Raw genomic sequence first — 20,235 nt, forward strand, 5'->3', positions numbered from 1 at the left:
GAAGTAAGGTAGCATGAGATCCAATAACGATTTTGAATCAATAACAATCAGATTAGCGTCTCCGGAAAGGATCAAGGAATGGTCTTACGGAGAAGTCAAAAAGCCTGAGACAATCAACTACCGTACTTTAAAGCCGGAGAGAGACGGTCTTTTCTGCGAGAAAATTTTCGGAACTACTAAGGACTGGGAATGTTACTGCGGAAAATTCAAGTCCATCCGTTACAAGGGTGTGGTTTGCGATAAGTGCGGTGTTGAGGTAACTCACTCCAAAGTTCGTCGCGAGCGTATGGGTCATATTGAACTTGCGGCTCCGGTTTCTCATATCTGGTACTATCGTTCCGTTCCTTCCAGAATGGGACTTCTCTTGGACATGACCATCAATCAGCTCAAGAGTGTTCTTTATTTCGAAAAATATGTGATCATCGATCCGGCTGATACCGGAAGAAATCGCGGTGAGTTGATCGACGAAGAAGAATATCACGCATACCTAGACGAATACGGCGATAAGTTTGTTGCCGGTATCGGTGCAGATGCGATCAAAGAACTTCTTTCTCGTATCGATGTGGATGCGGAAGCTCGTATCATCCGTCAAAAGATCCAAGAAAAAGAAAAGATCTCCGACAAAAGGATCCTGAAACGTTTGGAAGTTCTCGAAGCTTTCCGCGATTCAGGAAACCGTCCTGAATGGATGGTCCTTGATGTGGTTCCGGTCATTCCACCTGAACTTCGTCCAATGGTTCAGTTAGAAGGTGGACGTTTTGCTACTTCTGACTTGAACGATCTATATCGTAGAGTTATCAACAGAAACAATCGTCTTAAACGTCTTCTTGCGTTAAAAGCTCCTGAGATCATCGTTCGTAACGAAAAACGTATGCTCCAAGAAGCGGTTGACGCGTTATTCGATAATAGCCGCCGCAAACGTACCGTAAAAGGTAAAGGTAACAGACCTCTAAAATCCATTTCAGACATGCTGAAAGGAAAACAAGGTCGTTTCCGCCAAAACCTACTCGGTAAACGTGTGGATTATTCCGGCCGTTCGGTGATCGTAGTCGGTCCTGAACTGAAATACCACGAGATGGGCCTTCCTAAGAAGATGGCTCTCGAGCTATTTAAACCTTTTATCATGAAACGTTTGGTGGACTTGGACTTAGCTCCTAACATCAAATCTGCTAAGAAAAAAGTAGAAGCAGAAGAAAAAGAAGTTTTCGACGTTCTGGAAACAGTAGTGAAAGAGCACCCGGTTATGTTAAACCGTGCTCCTACTCTTCACCGTTTAGGGATCCAAGCATTCCTTCCGGTCCTTGTAGAAGGAAAAGCGATCAAACTTCACCCGTTAGTATGTCACGCGTTCAACGCCGACTTCGACGGGGACCAGATGGCGATCCACGTTCCGCTGACTCCAAAGGCTCAGTTGGAAGTATGGATGCTTATGCTTTCTCCTCACAATATCTTGAACCCTGCGAACGGTCACCCGATCTGCGGACCTACTCAGGATATCGTACTCGGAATTTATTATCTAACTTCTGAACTTCCAACCGAAGCGGGAGTTCCTCTTAAATCATTCGCGAACCTGGATGAGGTTACTTACGCGATCGATAGAGGAGTGATAGAATATAGAACTAAAATTTCCGTTCTTCACCAAGGAAAGATCCTGGAGACTACTGCAGGTCGTTTGATCTTCAATACAGTTCTTCCGGAAGGATATCCTTATGTGAACCGTGCACTCTCCGATAAAGAGACCAACAGGATCATTGCGGAAGTTTATGAGAAATACGGACCGGCTCAAACCGTTCTGATGCTGGACGATATTAAAAAATTAGGATATCGTTATGCTACTATTTTCAGCCCGACTATCTCTATCGAAGACATTAGAGTGTCTCCGGGTAAAGTTACTCTTGTTGGCGATGCTAACAAAGAAGTAGAGAGAGCCGACGGAGAATATCGTAAAGGTATTATCACTAACGAAGAACGTAAGAAAAAAGTGATCGAGATCTGGACTAAAACCAATGACCTCATCACCGACTCCATGTTCAAAGAACTCGAGAAGGACAAGGGCGGATATAACCCTGTGTTCATCATGGCTGCTTCCGGTGCTCGTGGATCTAAACAACAGATCCGTCAGTTGGCCGGTATGCGTGGTCTGATGGCGAAACCTTCCGGTGAGATCATCGAACTAGCGATCCGTTCCAACTTCCGCGAAGGATTGAGCGTTCTTGAATTCTTCATCTCTACTCACGGTGCTCGTAAAGGTCTTGCGGATACCGCGCTAAAAACTGCGGACGCGGGTTATCTGACCCGTCGTTTGGTGGATATTTCCCAAGACGTGATCGTCGCTGAAGAAGATTGCGGAACCGAAGAATGTATTACTCTCGGAACCGTAAAAGAAGGTGAGAACGTTATCGTTTCTCTTAGCGACCGTGTATTCGGACGTTATACTTCGGAAGATATCGTAGACCCAGTTTCTGAAAGTGTAGTTTATCCTAAAGGATCTTTGATCACTAGAGAAGTAGGACAAAAACTGGAGAACCTCGGTTACGAGAAGATCAAGGTTCGTTCTCCTCTAACTTGCGAAGCTCGTTGGGGAATCTGTATTAAATGTTACGGAATGGATATGGCTCGTCTGACTCCGGCAGAGATCGGAGAAGCAGTCGGAACCATCGCGGCTCAGTCCATCGGACAACCTGGAACTCAGTTGACGATGAGAACATTCCACATCGGTGGTGCCGCTTCCGCGAAAGTACAAGAGAAGGAACACAAAGTTGGATATCGTGCAGTCGTTAATGCGATCAACGGTAGAACTTTGCAAACGAATGATAGAGGTTTAATCTTCTCCCGTCGTGGATCCATCGTAGTTCAAAGATTGATCCAACAGTTCAATTCTTCCGACCTAACCAACCTTAGAGTTGAGAACGGACAGAAAGTGGATAAAGGAGAGTTGGTTGCAACTCTTGCTTCCGGAGAGAACGTAACTTCGGAAGCACCAGGAACGGTAAAAATCGCAGACGGACTCTTCAGAATTCTGGGAGAAGAAGCGGTTGTTCCTGTAAAAACTTCCACTACTCTAAACGTAAAAGTTGCACAGATCACTGAGCCGAACCAAGCGTTAGGAGAATTCGACCCGTTCAACGAGATTGGAGTTACCGAGATCGAAGGAACCGCCGCTTGGGTGGATCTGGAAGTAGGTAAGAACGTTCGTAGGGACGAGGACGTTAAGACATCTAACGTTAATTATAAAGTAATCGAGCAGCGTAGGGAAAAATTGATCCCAAGGATCGTGGTAACTTCCGGCGGAAGTAAAGAAGAATATCTGGTTCCTGTGGATGCGATCATCTCCGTGCAAAACGGAGACAAAGTGAAAGCGGGAGATATCCTCTTCAAGATCCCAACCGTTGCGGAAAAAACCCGGGATATTACCGGTGGTCTTCCAAGGGTAGATGAACTTTTCGAGGCTCGTCGTCCTAAAGACGCAACCACTCTTGCAGAAACTGACGGAAGAATAGAAGATAACGGAGAGATCGTAAAAGAAAAACGAGTTCTCTATATCGTTCCTGATAACGAAGAGCTGGATAAAGTAAAAGTAACCATTCCGATCGGAAAACAATTACGTGTTCGTCACGGAGACTTCGTAAAACGCGGAGATCAAATGGACGATGGAAACTTGGATCCGCACGATATCTTGAGAGTAAAAGGTGTTACCGCACTTCAAGTATATCTTGTGCAAGAGGTCCAGGAGGTTTACAGACTGCAAGGGGTGCATATCAACGATAAGCACATCGAAGTAGTTGTTCGCCAGATGATGCGTAAGGTGTTAATCACCGATTCCGGAGACACGTCTTTCGTGAACCAACAACAAGTAGATCGTTTCGCTTTCTTGGAAGAGAACAAGAGAGTGGTAGCTGAAGGAGGATCTCCTGCTCAGTGTGTTCCGATCTTGTTAGGTTTAACGAAAGCATCTTTGAATACTGAGTCGTTCTTCTCTGCTGCTTCCTTCCAGGAAACAACTAAGGTGTTAACCGACGCTGCAATCAAAGGAAAAACCGATAACTTAGCGGGACTGAAAGAGAACGTTATTATCGGTCACATGATCCCTGCGGGAACCGGAATGAGAAAATATCGCGATGTCGCGGTGTTCAAAGAAACTTACGGGGATCTAGATCGTCCTCTGGAAGTGGAAGAGGAAGAAATTCCGATGGCCATACCGGAAGACAACGAGAATTAAAGGAAAGCTTTACAATAGAGCAGGGTCGGTAGAACTGGTAAAATAGGTCACCGGCCTGCTAAAAAGAAGAAACTCATGCCTACAATTAGCCAACTTATACGTCACGGCAGGAAGAAACAGGTTAACAAATCTAAATCTCCTGCATTAAAAAGTTCCCCACAACGTCGGGGAGTTTGCACGAAGGTGACTACCTTCACACCGAAAAAACCGAACTCGGCTTTGAGAAAAGTTGCAAGGGTTCGTTTAACAACCGGTATCGAAGTGACCGCTTATATTCCCGGAGAGGGACATAACCTGCAAGAGCACAACGTTGTTCTGATCCGCGGGGGAAGGGTAAAAGACCTTCCAGGGGTTCGTTATCATATTATCCGTGGTACCTTGGATACTCTCGGTATCGATAAACGTCGTAAGAGTCGTTCTAAATACGGAACGAAAAAACCTAAGGCGTAAGGGAGTTAGGAATGTCTAGAAGAAGAGGAAAAGTAGAACCACGCAAGATCCAACCGGATTCGGTTTATGGAGATGCAAACATCGCGAAGTTTATCAACTGCTTGATGTTGGACGGAAAAAAATCCGTAGCAGAATCTTTATTTTACGATGCTCTGGATCTGATCCAAAAGAAGACAGGAAACGATCCTTACGTTACTTTTAAAGAAGCATTAGAAAACGTTAAACCACAAGTGGAAGTAAAATCCCGCCGCGTGGGTGGTGTGACTTACCAAGTTCCGATCGAAGTTCGTCCGGAAAGACGTTTAGCTCTCGGGATCAGATGGTTGATCCGTTATTCCAGGGACAGAAACGAAAAAGGTATGGCTAACAAGCTTGCTGCGGAATTTATCGAGGCTCAAAAAGGCACCGGAGCAGCAATTAAGAAGAAAGAAGATATCCGTAAAATGGCAGATGCTAACAAAGCATTCAGCCACTATCGCTGGTAAGAATCTTTTAACTTATAGTTCGCGGTTGCATGAGACCGCGGACAAGTTTGATGAAGGGACTCCTAAAGAGTCCCTTTTTTATTTTAAAAATCCAGTTTTCGATCAGATCTGTGGAATTTTTCAATCCGGAATCCGATCGTTATAAAAACCAAAAGTAGTAAGTACCATATTAATGATCTTATTTCGGTCCCATTTACAAAAAAGGAATAATAAAGAAATTTAAGATCTATACCTGTTTTGCTAAAAATAAATTTGCACATGATAAATCTATGATCGAAGTGGGTATAATAATTATCCGGTACATTTATGAAAGTCCATGTCTGAAGCAGAGATAAACCGGCTATAAGCCCTATTAAAAAATTCCAGCCGTATTTCTCCCATTGTTTTGATCTTTTTTCCTCTATATAATCAAAGGTCTGCCTAATCCCTAAAAAGGAAAAGTAAGCGATTAACGGATAAACCGCTATCCAGTATCGTCCGACCGGACAGGAGCCTAACCAGAATACCGTGTGAAATAAATTTGGGAGATGTCCTGCGAAGATCAAAGCTAATGGAAAAATTGATCGGAGAAAATTTTTTTTGAATAAACGAGTGATCTCTATCAACGAAAAAAGAAGAAGAGGATTTAAGGCGAATATACCTCGATCCGTATCGAAAAGATATCCTGTATAACGTCTGATTAAATCGCTTAAAAAGAAATCCCTGGATTGATAAGGGGAGATCGACCCGAAGGTATATCGATTATAAAAAATAAATCCAATTAAACCCAAGCCGTATACGATCGTTCCAGTTACCAGTTTAGTTTTTTCTTTTCGGAAGGTATAAATCCAATACAATATTATAATAACAGAAACTGCTAAGAACTTGATGTGCAAAAAAGGAAAGATAACTAAAACTGCCGGAATATAGGTTTTGAATCGGCCGAATTTATTTTCATAAAGAGAATAAAAGGAAACGAAAAGCAGAATGGAGATCAATACTTCGGGAAATATCTGGCTGGAATAAGCAATATAAGGCATTCCGAATACTGTAGAAACTATAATTACCGATTCGAATTTGGATCTGATCTCGGACAGAACGATCGTTAACATTAGGGCGAAAAAACCGGAGAAAGCGATCGTAATTAATACTTTTGCAGTCAGTACCGGAACGGGTTTGATAATTCCCTGCTGATTTGCGAATGCAGGAGAAATGAACAGGGCCAAAAACGGGTAGTGTATCGAATATTCTATTCCGTTTTTCGAAATGCTGTGATCCCTGAAATCTCCGAATAATAAGGATGGTTTATCTGTTCTAGATTGGTTATTTAGTTCTAAATCAAGATCCTCGATCAATGATTCGCCTAGGACCATATAATGAGGTTCATCTCCGATAAATGGGACTGACAAATTTGTAAAAGAGATATAGAACAGAGAATAACATATTAGAAAAAATGAAACAAAGAGTAATCTGGATTTTTGTCTGATATTGTCGTAATTTAGGATCAATATTAAAAGGGAGACGATTAATGAAAAAACCATCGCCTTATAATATAATTTATATTCGGTAGTTTTTACCTGAAATAAATATAGATTGGATTCCGGCGTAATGGGTTCTTTTAGGGCGAATTTTAGATTGGCAATACTGTTTTTAGTCGGGATCTCTATGCTGGTGTATCCGCTTATAACGGTCCATTCTCCGACTTTAGATCCATTATCAAAAATTGATAAATGAAATTTTTTTTCCGAAGAATTCCCTAAAGAAAATTTGAAATTTTTATCTATTCCTTTGACAAAACATCCCGAAAAAAATCGATCCTTTATAGTATACATATCGCCCTCTTGAACGAGTCCGGAAGGCGATATTGTACAAACCGAATTACCTTGGCTTAAAAAGACTAAAGGTATAAGGTTTGATAAAAGAAAAAAGGCTATCGATATCCATATAGATCTTATGGAACGAAAAAATGCGCAAATAGATATCATATCGAGATTATACGATTCATTTTTATCCTTTAGATATTGTAGAAAAGGATAATATTTGTTATTTGAAAATTTCTTCTTAACAAGAATAAAAGAAATTGTTAATACAAAACCCTAAACGCTCCCTTGGTTCCCGCAGGAACATCTTTGATCGCTTCGAATTTTAAACCGGTTTCTTGAGCGTTATCAAAAACGGTTTGAGTGATCAGTATCTCTCCCGCTTCGGCGGTATCTTCTCCTAATTTGCTTGCTGTGTTCACTTCCGAGCCGAAAACGTCCGAATCTCCTATTTTCAAAACTTTTCCGTAGCCTAGTCCGACACAAAGAAGTATCTTTTCTTCCGGGATTTTATCTTTATTATATTCTAATAATTCTTTTTGCATTCTGATGGCTGCTTGGAGTCCTTTCCCGACATTTCTAAAGATCACTAAAAAACTATCTCCTTCCGATTTGAGAAGTATCCCGTCATGATCCTCTATAATCGGCACTAACACTCTTTCGGATTCGTGGATGGTTTGTAGAAAATGGATGATCCCGAATTTTTCAACACCGCGAGAAAATCCGGAAAGATCGGTGAACATAATACACCAAACTTCTCCGAATAAGTCCCAAATGCGGGCGTCTATTTTTTCCTTGTCCGCTCCAGGTTTTAATCTTTCTAAAACTAGGTTTTCCAATCTATCTTCGGATGCGCTTGCGAATATACTTCTCTTGAATGCCATAAGAATCGATTAGTGAAGCGTTTTTGTCCGGATCCGTCGACCTATTTTTTGAAAGACTAAATCTTTAAAATCGGTTATTCTGAATGGGGAAGGTTGGAATGAGATTCGTTTGTGAATTAAGTTGGGAATATTGTGTATCCGGCTTTGCTCTTTATCAATTAAAGATGAATTTCCTGCGTTATTATCCGATTGCGGGCCTTGCATTTCTGGTTTTTTGGGTTTGGAAAAAGGATTTTTTTCAAAAGTTTAGGATCCAAAAAGATTTTCCTAAAAAAGAAAGGGTAATCTTTGAATTAAAACAATCCGCAATTACTCTTATCATGTTTAGCACGATCGCAGTTACCGTATATGTTCTAGGAAAATTGAAGATACTTCATATAAAAACATATAAGGACTTTGCCGAATACGGTTTAGGTTATGCGATATTCAGTTTTGTATTACTTACAATTTGGCATGAAACCTGGTTTTATTGGGCTCATAGGATCATGCATCATCGAAAAATTTATCATTATATACATTCTGTGCATCATAGATCCGTAAATCCTTCTCCCATGGCGGCTTATAATTTTCATTGGTTGGAAGCTTTTTTAGAAGGTGTATATGTTGTTCCCGCTCTATGTATCCTTCCTCTCCATTTTTATGTATTTTTGATACATACTTTCTATGCGATGATCATGAATATTTGGTGGCATCTTGGATATGAGCTCTTTCCTAAAGGCTGGACTACTCACCCTTTTTTAAAATGGATCAATACTTCTACTCATCATAATCTTCATCACCAGAAATTTCATGGGAACTATAGTCTCTATTTTAATTTTTGGGATAGAATAATGGGGACAAATTTTAAGGATTATTCCGAAATTTTCGAGAATAATGCAGGCGCGGAGAAGAAGGAGCAGATCTCCGTTATCTCCTCCACCTATTTGCAGAAATCTTAATTTATTCTTTGATCCTTACTTTTAATAATCTTCTTCTGAGACGTATTTCTTCGTCTAAAGACTTGGATAAGGCTCCGAATTTTTTGTTTTGGAGATCTATATTCTCCACCAATGTTTCGTACATCGGGTTGGTTTTCCCGTCCGGAACTAAGAAGTTTGGTTTTATTTCTCCTTCGGTATAAACCTTAAAGGAAGCTACGTTTGCATCTTCGTCTATGAATAATACTGCTCCTCCGTGGGAGGACATCGGTTGGATCGTATCTACCACCCAGCCGCCTGTATTAAATACTTCTTTGCCTGGAATTTTTAAACCTAAGTCCTGGGTTTCGACTGCAAACGGTTTATGTGTATGACCGAAAATGAATGTATAATCGTTCGGGAATTCTCTTTTGGTTTTTTGTGTTTCCGCTTTCCATTGTGCAGGAAGGGTTTCTCCCAAATAAGAATCCATATTATGGACTACTTCATCACTTAGAACCGAATCAGACATCCCTCTCTCTGCCTGTCCCACTTTGACTACGACCTTAGTAAGAATGGACTTAAGTACCCATGCAAAAATAGTTTTGAGAAAGAGAGCGACTTTTAGATTTCGAACCGCATAGTCCGCCACATTCTTCGCCAATCTGCTTACCGCTTTTTCGTCTTGCAGCATATCGTAAATGAGTCCGATACCTGTCCCTACTTTTCCGGATCTTCCAAGTGTAGACCAAAAGAAGTCGATCCATGCGAAGTTCTCCCTTTCTAACACGTAGATAGATGTGGGATTCGGGACCTCTTTCTGTTTTCGGAAAGGGATATAATTCCCCATCTTTGCCCAGACAGATTGAGCGGACTTTGGTTTATCCTTGTCCTCATCTATTTCAGGTAATAGAACTCTTTGGACAGTGCTCATCAAAGAATAGATGTTTTCTAAAAAATGCCCGTGGGTTAAGAACACGGAACGTTTTCCGTCTTTAGAAGGGATTTCCAAATTTGGATAAGCGATAACCGCTTCCGCCTTCTTCAACTTTTTATTCCTTCTTAAAATTCCAGTCAGCAGATCCGATTGTATGAAATCCGGATTCACCATCTTAGTGGTATGCCAAGTTTGATTTATATACTGATTCGGCTTTAGGTTCGCTATATATTCCATATACTGCTTTTCTCTTGCAGTTTCCCAAAGGTGGTGATCGTGATTGCCGGGGATATATAGAATACTTTCCGAAAAATGATGTTTTGTTTCCTTATATGCGATCTCCAAAAATCTTTCGAAGGTCATGGATGCTTCGTTAATATCACCTAATGCTAACTCAAGCACGTCGCCTAATAATATGAACTGAGGCGGCTTGGAAGAACCGTTTACCGAGTGAACGATATGTTTTAAGCAGTTTAGAAGTTCTGCAAGTGCAGGGGAAGTCTTCTGAGGATTTACTTTGAATCTATCCGAATCTTTTACTGGATCCGGAAACTCTTCGATGTATGTAAGTAAACTGTTATATGCTCCCAGGTGAATGTCGGAGATAACGATATATTTAATTTTACTCTTAGGCATTTAGGAAGTGAATCATTCAAAAAACGTTAATAAAATCAATTAATTATTGCTATTTTTAGGTAAATGCGGCAAATAAGTAGATTTTTCGACGTTAGGAGGTCTACTTGAAATCTTACGAGGCTATAATAATCGGAACCGGATTCGGCGGTTCGATCAATGCCTGTCGTTTATCTAAAAAATGGCCGGGCAAAGTTTTAGTACTCGAACGAGGGAAAGAATATCCTAAAGGTTCTTTTCCTAGATCTCCGGAGGGAATGTCCAAAAATTTCTGGAACATTCCGGAAGAAGGTCATATTCCTAGATCTTCTAAGTTTAAAAAAGCAGGCAGACAAACTGGATTATTCGATATTCGTAATTATCCAAAACTAGATGTGGTCCTTTCCGCCGGTTTAGGCGGGGGTTCTTTGATCTATGCAAACGTGTTTTTAGAACCGCCTGATCATATTTTCGATCATCGCTGGCCTGAAACTATTAAAAAGAAACATTTAAAACCTTATTATAAAATAGTAAAAGATATCTTGGGCTCAAGACCCATTCCGAATACTGGAGAAGATAGACGTAAAGTAGTTCGCACCGAATTATACGAAAATTTTGCTAAACACGAGTCCAGAGTTTCTAAAAGAGCGGACATCAACGTATTTTTCGGTAACGATTTTAAAAAGCCTACTCCTATAGGAGTCCAGGAAAAAAACCGTTTTGGGGCAGTCCAAACTTCCTGTACGTATTGTGCAGAATGTGATGTAGGATGTAATACCCATTCTAAGAATACTCTGGACCTAAATTATCTTTTTGTAGCTAGAAATTCCAATAAGGCTGAGATCAAGACGGAACATCTTGCTACTAAAATTGTTCCTTTGAATAACAAAGGAGAAGAAGATCCTTCTCAATCGGGTGAATACGGTTATAGAGTTCATTATTTGAATTTGCAAAACGGACAAAGTTCTGAGTCTTTTGCGGATACTAAACGTATCGTGGTCTCTGCAGGAACTTTGGGGTCTACGGAACTTCTACTTAAATGTAAAACAAAGTTCAAAACCTTAACTAAGATCTCCGATAAACTAGGCACACAATTCTCTGGGAACGGAGACTTCCTTTCTTTCGCTGCTAAAGGGAAGAAGCCTGCGGATCCGAATTATGGTCCGGTAATCACTCAGTATACGGATTATAATCTGTTCTCCGGTTTCGATTCTAAAAAAGCGTTCTTGCTGGAAGATGCAAGTTATCCTGTATTCGCTTCTTATTTTGTTTCAGGCGCGATCCCTGTCATTTTCAGATTAAAGTACGTTTTCCATTTTATCGGAGAGCTATTCAAGAGTATCATAAGCGGAAAAATTTTCGGCAGGATCGGATTTCTTTTGAGTGAAGCTCTGAAAGGGGATCTTTCTTATACTTCCGCAGTCCTTCTTTGTATGGGGATAGATACTTCCGATGGAAAGATGTATCTGGATAAAAAAGGAAATCTTCAGATACAATGGCCTCAAAAAGAGAACTTAACGCTTTATAATACCATAATGGACGTGAACAAAAGGTTCGCGAAATTCACCGATGCAAAAACAAGATTCCCGATGCCGACATATTCTTGGCCGGTCCGTAATAACGTTACCGTTCACCCTTTGGGCGGATGTGTTTTAGGACCTTCCGCGAATTTGGGAGTTTGTTCTTCGGATCCTAAAACTTTCGGTAAGGTTTTCGGTTACGAAGGTTTATATGTTGCGGATGGCAGTTTATTGCCTACCGCAGTGGGTGCTAACCCTTCTATGACCATTTCCGCTCTTTCGGAAATGGTGGCGGAAGGAATTACGGGCAAGAAGCCGAATGCAAGTTTAAGGTAGGATATTCGATTGGCTACAGCGACGAAAAATAAAGCAAAGAAAAATGCCGGCAAATCTAAGTTAGGCAAAACAGGAGTCAATTCACATCCGGTTAGTTTGGAATTTACCGAGGAAATGAAAGGTTTCGTTTCCATGCCTGGATCTTTTAATTATCAAGAGGATTATTCTGCGGGGAAGAAGGCCGGAAACTATCTAATGTTCCACCTAACGATACGTGTGAACGACACTCAGTTCTTTGTATATGATCCTAATGAAACTGGAGAAGCTATCGGCTGGGTAGAATGCCAGCCTTTAGGAGGAAGATTCGAAGTAGAAAAAGGTATCTTCAATTGTTTCGTGGATTATGGAAAACCTTCCGCCAATGAAAAACATATGAAGTACCGTTTGTTCCTGAAGAACAAAGCAGGTAAGAAGATCACCTTAAACGGTTTCAAGAAGGTGGTAGACGACGGTATTTTAAATATCTGGAGAGATACTTCTACACTTTATACGACCGTATACGAAGGATATGTGGATGAAAAAGCGGAACCTAAAGCAAAGGTTCTCGCAAAAGGTATCCTTCATATATTAGAAAAAGATTTTATTAAGCAGATGACGACTTTCAAGTCCAATGGTCGTACTTTTTCGGAAAGAAAGGACGCTTTATTCAGATTCGGCGAATTATTCATGGGGAATCTCTGGGAAATCTACGGAGCCCAATTCAGGAAAGCGGAACCTGAATTATGGAGAGAAAGGGATATTCCAGTATTCACTCTGGACGGAGTCAAAAATTCAAAGATCACTTTTCATCCATTCACTACGGATGATAAAATTTCCCTGAATCTGGTACGTTTTCAGAAGAAGGAGAGTAAGGATGTTGTAGTCCTTATGCACGGACTCACTACTTCCACGGATATGTTCGTTATGCCTGAACATAAGAACCTTGTTACATATCTGCATGAGAACGGATTTACAGATGTTTGGAGTTTTGATTGGAGAGGAAGTTTACGTTTTAATTATAATCTTTTTCCTCATAGATATACTTTGGATGATATAGCTCTTTATGATGTTCCTGCTGCTTTAAAAGTAATAAAAGACGCAGTTGGCGCCGGGAAAAGGATCCACTTTGTCGTACATTGTGTAGGATCCATTTCCTTCTTCATGAGTTTGTTCGGAGGAAAGATAGACGGAGTCACTAGCGTAGTCTCCAATAGCGTTTCCTTGACCCCTAATGTGCCTACTTGGTCTAAGATCAAATTGGCATTCTCTCCTTTTTTAATGGAGTCTGTTTTCAGATTCCCGAATGTGAATCCTCGTTGGCATTATCTTCCGGGATTTGCTTCCGGCAAAGTTCTCGCAAAGTTCGTGAGTTTATTCCATCACGAATGCGACGAGCCGGCCTGCCATATGCTGAGTTTGATGTGGGGAACCGGATGGCCTGCTTGTTACGAACACGCGAATCTTCCTGACATCACTCATAGAAGGGTGGGGGATTTGTTCGGTGCAACTTCTATGAACTATTATAGACATATCAGAAAAGCCGTAGGTCGTAAGGCTATGATCAAGTATACTCCTACGGATACTCGCTATGAATCTCTTCCGAATAATTATCTAGATAAGGCATCCGAGATCAGAACTCCGGTCTTATTTATGACAGGGGATCAGAATAAAGTATTCAAAGATTCTAATATTATTGCTTACGAAACATTAAATCGTTTGAATCCGGGAAATAAAAACGAACTGTTCATCGCCGAGGGTTATGGCCATCAGGATACTTTGATGGGGAAAAAGAGCGATAAGGACGTGTTCCCAAGGATAGTGGAGTTCCTGCGCAAGAATTCCAACGGAGTGAAAAAAGGATAAATATGTCTAAGGAAAACCGCCCAGTCGTTTTTCTAACAGGAGCAGCAGGAGGGATCGGCAGAGAGACTGCGTCCCTTCTCTCGGAAAAAGGATATCTTCTCTTTTTGACGGATCTGCAGAAACAATCCTCGGATCTAAAAGAGTTCGCCGATACATTAGGAAAAGATCATATTGTTTTTCCTTGTGATATCTCTAAGGCTGTTGATTCAGAAAAAGCGATCAAAGAATGTATAAAACAATTCGGAAAGATCGATGTTCTTGTGAACAATGCGGGGATCATGAGGCCTTCTAAATTCGAGAACCTCTCCCAAGATGAGATAGATGAGCAAATAGAGATCAATATCATCGGAACCATTCGATTGACTAAATTGGGAATGCCCTCTCTTAAAAAATCGCAGGGTAAATTAGTGATCTTATCTTCTTTAGCGGGGATTGTTCCTGCTCCGCATCATTCCATTTATAGTGCGACTAAATTTGCACTTAGAGGATTCGCTTTAAGTTTATATTTGGAATGGAAAGAGATAGGCATAAGAGTTAGTTCCATTCTTCCAGGAACGATCCAATCTCCTATGACCAAATATATGGCATCTAGGGACAGTTCTCCTATGGCTTATATAAATCCACCTTTACCACCTTCTGCGGTCGCAAAGGCAATTTGGAAAGCGATCCAAACGGATAAAGCTGAGATCTATGTTCCATATTCTCAAGGGCTACTGGCTAGAATTGCGTTATTATTTCCTTCTTTATTATCTTTGATCTATCCGATCATGGCGAAAAAAGGAGTTCGAAATTTCGAATCATGGAAAAGAAAAGGGGTTTTTGATTGATAAGCGAATTAGAAATTATCTTCGCTTAACTCTTTTAATTTTTGATTCATTTTTATATGTGAATTACGCACTGCAGTTTGGATATGCGAACTAAATACACTAGGCATAATTCCGGTTAAGATCGCAGTGTGACTGAATTTGGTGCGACCGGGGGTGATCTTTTCGAAAGTGAAACGATGATCTCCGGCAAACATGTATTTGAAAAAGAGCGGAAAGGCACCTTTCCAAGATATGGATTTAGAATCGGTGAGTTCGTATATCAATGCCTTGGTGGGTAGATACACTCCCGTAAAATAATAATCGAAAACAATAATCGTTCCGCCTTGCACCGGTTTGCCGAGAATCCTTTTTAAGAAAGGATTCCAGGAAGGAAACTTGGAGAAGTCGGTAAAAATACTCCAAATTTTTTCAGGAGATGCCTGGATTTCTATCGAGGTGACGATTGTTTGAGGATTCATTCGTCACATATCTGATGTTCTATCTGAAAAATGTCTATCTAATAAATGTTTAAAATTCGGTAATTTATGAATTGTAAAAGTTTTATTCTCCATATCATCTTCGCCGCGTTATTCGCGAATTCTTCTTTATCAGCAGAAGATAAAATACACGTTAGTAAGGATATCGAAAGGCTGCCGTTAGGAAAGTCAGTCTATTATCTGGAAGATCCGGAGAGGAAATTGACATTCGAAGATATTTCTAAGCCGGATGCTGGATCTAAATTCATTAAATCCGATAAAAATTCATTAGATTTCGGACAATTAAATTATAATTATTGGTTTCGGCTGACTTTCGAGAACGATACTCCCGAGTTAGTTTCTAAACTTGTAGAGATCAATTACAGCAATATTGATATAGTACAATTTTATAAACCGAATTCCGACGGCACTTATTCTAAAGAAGAGAGCGGGATGCTTTTTCCCTTTTCTGCTAGAAGTTTTAAGAATAGAAACTTCGTTTATCAGATAGAGTTAGGGCCAGGACAGCAAAAGACTTATTATTTAATGACTTGGACCAGCGGCGGTTTGAATATCCCGCTTACCCTTTGGGATAAGGAAACATTCTCCCAGTATAATGCGGACGTTCAACACGGTTTAGGTTTATATTATGGAGTGATGATCGTAATGATCCTCTATAATATTTTCATCTTCTTCTCCGTAAGAGATGTGAGTTATTTTTACTATGTATCCTATATTCTTGGATTCTTAGGAATACAATTAGTTCTTACCGGTCATGGATTCCAATATTTGTGGCCTGCGTTTCCTTTTTTACAAAGGAATTTTTATGTGGTCTTTACAGGGATCTCTATCGCTTCCGTTTTACTTTTTACCAAAAGATTCTTAAATACTAAGGAAAATGTTCCGAAGTGGTTGGACAAATCCATGAAAGTGACGGTGGTAGCCCATGGGTTACTGTTATTTACTCCATTGGTTCTGCCACCTGAAGTTACCGTAAAATTAGCGTTGGTTCTCACTCTGCCGGCACTGATCTTAATACCGATGGCGACTATAATCAGCTTCTTGAAAAAATTTCGTCCCGCACGTTATTTTCTCTTGGCGTTCACAGTTCTTACGGTTTCAGGAACGGTCGTAGTTCTTCGTTTTATTAACGTTTTGGGTCCCGGTTTTCTTGCGGATTACGGTCTGTATCTCGGCTCTACGATGGAGGTGATCCTTCTTTCCATCGCCTTAGCGGATCGTATCAATATTATGAAGAAGGAAAAAGAAGAAGCCCAGGCGAAAACCTTGGAGATGCAAAAGATACTCACGGAGTCTTATGCTAGGTTTGTTCCAAAAGATTTCTTAGCCAATTTGGGAAAAGACTCCATCTTAGATGTCAGGCTCGGGGATCAGATCCAGAAAGAGATGGCGGTTCTATTCAGCGATATTCGTTCTTTTACCACATTGTCGGAACAGATGACTCCCGCTGAGAATTTTAATTTTATCAATTCTTACTTGAGCAGAATGAGCCCGATTATCCAAAGACATAACGGGTTTATAGATAAGTTTATCGGTGACGCGATCATGGCATTATTTCAAAGGAACGTAATAGATGCCGTATCCGCCGGTGTGGAAATGCAAAGGTATTTGAAAGAATACAATGAACATCGGCATCGCCAAGGGTATATTCCTATTCAGATCGGAGTCGGAATACATTCAGGTTCTTTAATGCTCGGAACAATTGGAGCGGAAGAAAGATTAGAAGGTACAGTAATTTCAGACACGGTCAACCTGGCTTCTAGGATTGAGAGTCTTACTAAAGTGTATGGTTCCAGGATTGCAGTCAGTGAAAGTACGATTGAAGAAGTGAAAAAAGACGGCAAATTCCATTTCCGCTTCTTGGATAGAGTAAAAGTAAAGGGTAAACAAAGACCTGTTTCCGTTTATGAAGTGTTCGATGGGGACGAACCTCAACACCAGGATCTAAAACTAAAGACCAAAGAATCCTATGAAAAAGGTGTGAAGGCATTTTATTCCAACTCATTCGAGGAGGCAAAACAACAATTCGAGAATGTAATCTCGATCTTCCCGGATGATAAAGCGACACAACTTTACTTAAAACGTTTGTACCCTGTAACTCATGATCGGAAGTTGGAAGAAGTAGAAGAATAGCCCGGTGCCGAACGGCATCCGGTACTGACAAATCATCCGCTATTGGGAACTTGAAAAGGCTATTTTATTCTTTCCTAAAGAAGGGAGGAGTAAAATATTCCTACAAACGTATTCCAATGTACCTATTCAAGGTTTTCGTTCTAATTTTATGTTTTTCGGCCTCGTCTTTGTTTTCTGAGGAGGCTATTCCTTTATCTTCCCAAGTAGAACGCAAAAGAATTAGTACCGAGGTCTATTTTTTAGAAGATCCTAATAAGGGTCTTGGAATAGAGAAGGCCTCTTCAGGAGAATATTCCGGAAAATTTAAAAAATCGGATATGGATCCTCTGAACTTCGGACAGACTAACTTCGATTATTGGATCAGGATTACCCTTAAAAACCCAGAAAAGACACAGATCCGAAAAATTTTAGAAATAGATTATACGAATATAGATCGAGTGGATTTTTTTGCGGAGGATATATCCGGCAAACAGGAGTTAATCAATTCCAGTGGAATGGCTTTCCCTTATCCTGTTCGAAAAGTAAATCACAGAAATTTTATCTATACTTTGGATTTTAAGCCGGAACAGATCCGCACTTTTTATCTGAAGCTGAATACGAGCGGTGGTTTGGTTTTTCCTCTGATCTTATGGAATCCGGAAACATTCTATCATCATAACGCTGATATTCATTTAGGTCTTGGATTGTATTACGGGATCATGTGTGTGATGATCCTTTATCATTTATTGATATTCTTATCCACTCGTGATATCAGTTATCTATTTTTTGTGACCAATATTTTCGGATTTTTCGGGATACAATTGGTCCTTACCGGTCATGGATTCCAATACCTATGGTCGGAACATCCGGATCTGCAGAGGAATTTATACGTAGTCTTTACCGGAATATGTATGTCATCCTTGGTCTTATTCGCCCAAAAGTTTTTGAATACGGAAGAGAATATAAATCGTTATCTGAATTATTCTCTTCATTTCACTTGGGGACTTCATACTTTTCTAATATTTTCTCCTCTATTTTTGCCTCCTGAACTTACCGTAAAAGTAAGTCTCGCTTTAAGCATTCTTGCTCCTTCTTTGGTTTTAATCGCCGCTTCTATCTGTTTTTTCAAGAATTATAGACCGGCCAGATACTTTCTATTGGCGTTCAGCTTCTTATGTATCTCCGGAATGTTCGTGGTCTTAAAATTTGCGAACTTAGTTGGAGTTTCTAATTGGGCGGATGACGGATTATATATCGGATCTTCTATGTCCGCATTGTTATTTTCATTTGCATTGGCCGATAAGATCAATATCCTCAAAAAAGAAAAAGAAGACGCACAGCGTAAGATTTTCGAAGCACAAAAAGAAAATCTGGAAATGCACAAAACTCTGAACGATTCTTTGGAGACCTTGGTGATTGAAAGGACCAAGACGATAGAAGAGCAAAAACTGGATATAGAAGCTAAGGCAAAATTGATCGAAAAGGATCTCGCCATTGCCGGAAAGATCCAATTTTCACTTCTTCCTTCCGTTCTCCCAAAAGCGCATAATGTAAGGATCGCGTATAGATGTATCCCCATGCTTCATGTGGGAGGAGACTTCGTGGATCTGATCTCCGATAGAACAGGAAGAGCTCTGGGAATATTTATCTGCGATGTGACCGGACATGGAACAGGTGCCGCAATGGTCGCTGCAATGGTAAAGATGGCTCTTGCGGATTGGTCCGACTATTTAAGCGATCCGGGATACATGCTTGCGAAAATGAGAGCACAGCTCATGGGAAAACTGAACGGAAATTTTGTGACCGCTACCATGATCACATTCTATCCCGAATCAGGAAGGATCTTAATTGCAAATGCAGGTCATCCGGAAGCGATATTGATCCGTAAATCTAATGGAAAACATGAGACCTATCGCCCTTCCGGAATCGCGATCAATGAGTTCTTATCCACTCCTAATTACCAAACCTTAAAGACCGAGCTGACTAAGGGAGATAAACTTATCCTTTATACGGACGGTCTTCCTGAAGCAAGGTCCAAAGAAGGGGACTTTTACGGAGACGATAGATTTCTGGATCTTCTTAAAAATTTTTCGGAATTAGAGCCTGAACTTTTTTGTAACTCGGTGATCGGAAAGATCCAACATTTCACCCAAGAAGAACAAAGTTCTCATGATGACATGGCAATGGTCGTTTTGGAATATCTGGGTTAAATGATTACAACTCTGACTTTAATCGATCCGTCCGTATAAGGATAGATCGACTAGAGATACTGATTTCGAAATTACTTGACCAACTAGCAAATTCTGCTAAAAAGCACGGGCTGAAATAGGAGATTTTATGTTACCGGTAATACCGTTAAATTATTTAGCAATTTTGGTTGGAGTTCTTGCAAACGTAGTGATCGGATTTCTTTGGTTCGGTCCGATCTTCGGTAAAGTCTGGGCGAAAGAAATGGGCTTGGACAATAAGGAACCCGATAACAAGATGATGATAAAATCCATGATTATCATGATCATCGGTTCTTTTCTAACGGCGTATGTTTTAGCTCATAGTTTATTTGTTTGGAAACCTTCTTCTTGGAATCTTCCTGGAGATGGGCCTGCTTGGATGTATGGAGCTTATGCCGCATTCTATACTTGGCTAGGATTTTACATACCGATGCTTTTAGGTTCTGTGGCCTGGGAATCGAAATCATGGAAATTATTTTTTATCAATGCAGGGTATAATTTGGTTTCTTTAGCGGCTATCGGTCTCATCCTAGCTGTTTGGCCGGCTTAATAAAAAGATCCGCATTCTTAATTTATAAAAAAGGGATTCCAAATCGGGATCCCTTTTCATAT

The 20,235-nt window shown here is 40.4% G+C and carries 14 protein-coding genes; 10 read left to right on the forward strand and 4 right to left on the reverse strand.

What is annotated here, in order from left to right; translation table 11 throughout:
• Window positions 1–13: 13 nt before the first annotated feature.
• The 3 genes from rpoC (at window position 14) to rpsG (ending at window position 5,154) form a co-directional block, all read left to right on the forward strand.
• Entirely contained in the window at window positions 14–4,219 is a 4,206-nt protein-coding gene (gene rpoC / locus EHR06_RS03680; RefSeq protein WP_135755763.1) for a DNA-directed RNA polymerase subunit beta', read from the forward strand.
• A 75-nt stretch (window positions 4,220–4,294) separates the two neighbouring features.
• Window positions 4,295–4,669 carry a 30S ribosomal protein S12 gene (gene rpsL, locus EHR06_RS03685; protein ID WP_008596375.1) on the forward strand — a complete coding sequence of 125 codons (375 nt, stop codon included), beginning with the start codon at window positions 4,295–4,297 and terminating at the stop codon, window positions 4,667–4,669.
• Window positions 4,670–4,680: 11 nt separating this feature from the next.
• Window positions 4,681–5,154 (forward strand): 30S ribosomal protein S7, encoded by a 474-nt coding sequence (gene rpsG / locus EHR06_RS03690; protein WP_008594381.1) that lies wholly within the window; start codon window positions 4,681–4,683, stop codon window positions 5,152–5,154.
• Window positions 5,155–5,237: 83 nt separating this feature from the next.
• Here rpsG and EHR06_RS03695 read toward each other — a convergent pair whose 3' ends face one another.
• Both EHR06_RS03695 and EHR06_RS03700 read right to left on the reverse strand, forming a co-directional pair.
• Window positions 5,238–6,965 (reverse strand): hypothetical protein, encoded by a 1,728-nt coding sequence (locus EHR06_RS03695; protein WP_135755764.1) that lies wholly within the window; start codon window positions 6,963–6,965, stop codon window positions 5,238–5,240.
• Between the two features lie 251 nt (window positions 6,966–7,216).
• Window positions 7,217–7,837, reverse strand: coding sequence for an adenylate/guanylate cyclase domain-containing protein (locus tag EHR06_RS03700; RefSeq protein ID WP_135755765.1), 621 nt, complete (start codon window positions 7,835–7,837; stop codon window positions 7,217–7,219).
• A gap of 98 nt (window positions 7,838–7,935) precedes the next feature.
• On the opposite strand from EHR06_RS03700, the gene EHR06_RS03705 reads away from it, so the two are divergent.
• Complete coding sequence (locus EHR06_RS03705) at window positions 7,936–8,775, forward strand: sterol desaturase family protein (RefSeq protein WP_135755766.1); 840 nt, start codon at window positions 7,936–7,938, stop codon at window positions 8,773–8,775.
• 1 nt (window position 8,776) lies between these two features.
• Here EHR06_RS03705 and EHR06_RS03710 read toward each other — a convergent pair whose 3' ends face one another.
• Window positions 8,777–10,306 (reverse strand): metallophosphoesterase, encoded by a 1,530-nt coding sequence (locus EHR06_RS03710; protein WP_135755767.1) that lies wholly within the window; start codon window positions 10,304–10,306, stop codon window positions 8,777–8,779.
• A gap of 104 nt (window positions 10,307–10,410) precedes the next feature.
• Between EHR06_RS03710 and EHR06_RS03715 the strand changes: the two genes are divergently transcribed.
• The 3 genes from EHR06_RS03715 to EHR06_RS03725 are packed head-to-tail and all read left to right on the forward strand — an operon-like array spanning window position 10,411 to window position 14,807.
• Window positions 10,411–12,138: a GMC oxidoreductase gene (locus EHR06_RS03715; protein WP_135755768.1), complete on the forward strand. Its 1,728-nt coding sequence runs from the start codon at window positions 10,411–10,413 to the stop codon at window positions 12,136–12,138.
• A gap of 9 nt (window positions 12,139–12,147) precedes the next feature.
• Window positions 12,148–13,980 carry an alpha/beta hydrolase gene (locus EHR06_RS03720; protein ID WP_135755769.1) on the forward strand — a complete coding sequence of 611 codons (1,833 nt, stop codon included), beginning with the start codon at window positions 12,148–12,150 and terminating at the stop codon, window positions 13,978–13,980.
• 2 nt (window positions 13,981–13,982) lie between these two features.
• Window positions 13,983–14,807 carry an SDR family NAD(P)-dependent oxidoreductase gene (locus EHR06_RS03725; protein WP_135755770.1) on the forward strand — a complete coding sequence of 275 codons (825 nt, stop codon included), beginning with the start codon at window positions 13,983–13,985 and terminating at the stop codon, window positions 14,805–14,807.
• A gap of 8 nt (window positions 14,808–14,815) precedes the next feature.
• On the opposite strand, the gene EHR06_RS03730 is transcribed toward EHR06_RS03725, so the two are convergent.
• Window positions 14,816–15,265 (reverse strand): SRPBCC domain-containing protein, encoded by a 450-nt coding sequence (locus tag EHR06_RS03730; RefSeq protein WP_135755771.1) that lies wholly within the window; start codon window positions 15,263–15,265, stop codon window positions 14,816–14,818.
• 66 nt (window positions 15,266–15,331) lie between these two features.
• Between EHR06_RS03730 and EHR06_RS03735 the strand changes: the two genes are divergently transcribed.
• From EHR06_RS03735 to EHR06_RS03745, 3 genes are all read left to right on the forward strand, one after another.
• Complete coding sequence (locus EHR06_RS03735; RefSeq protein ID WP_135755772.1) at window positions 15,332–17,416, forward strand: 7TM diverse intracellular signaling domain-containing protein; 2,085 nt, start codon at window positions 15,332–15,334, stop codon at window positions 17,414–17,416.
• Window positions 17,417–17,583: 167 nt separating this feature from the next.
• Window positions 17,584–19,605, forward strand: a complete 2,022-nt coding sequence (locus tag EHR06_RS03740) for a 7TM diverse intracellular signaling domain-containing protein (RefSeq protein WP_244288480.1) — start codon at window positions 17,584–17,586, stop codon at window positions 19,603–19,605.
• Window positions 19,606–19,732: 127 nt separating this feature from the next.
• Window positions 19,733–20,173, forward strand: a complete 441-nt coding sequence (locus EHR06_RS03745) for a DUF1761 domain-containing protein (protein WP_135755774.1) — start codon at window positions 19,733–19,735, stop codon at window positions 20,171–20,173.
• The last annotated feature ends 62 nt before the right edge of the window (window positions 20,174–20,235 follow it).

This window comes from Leptospira dzoumogneensis, assembly GCF_004770895.1.
Lineage (GTDB): Bacteria > Spirochaetota > Leptospiria > Leptospirales > Leptospiraceae > Leptospira_B > Leptospira_B dzoumogneensis.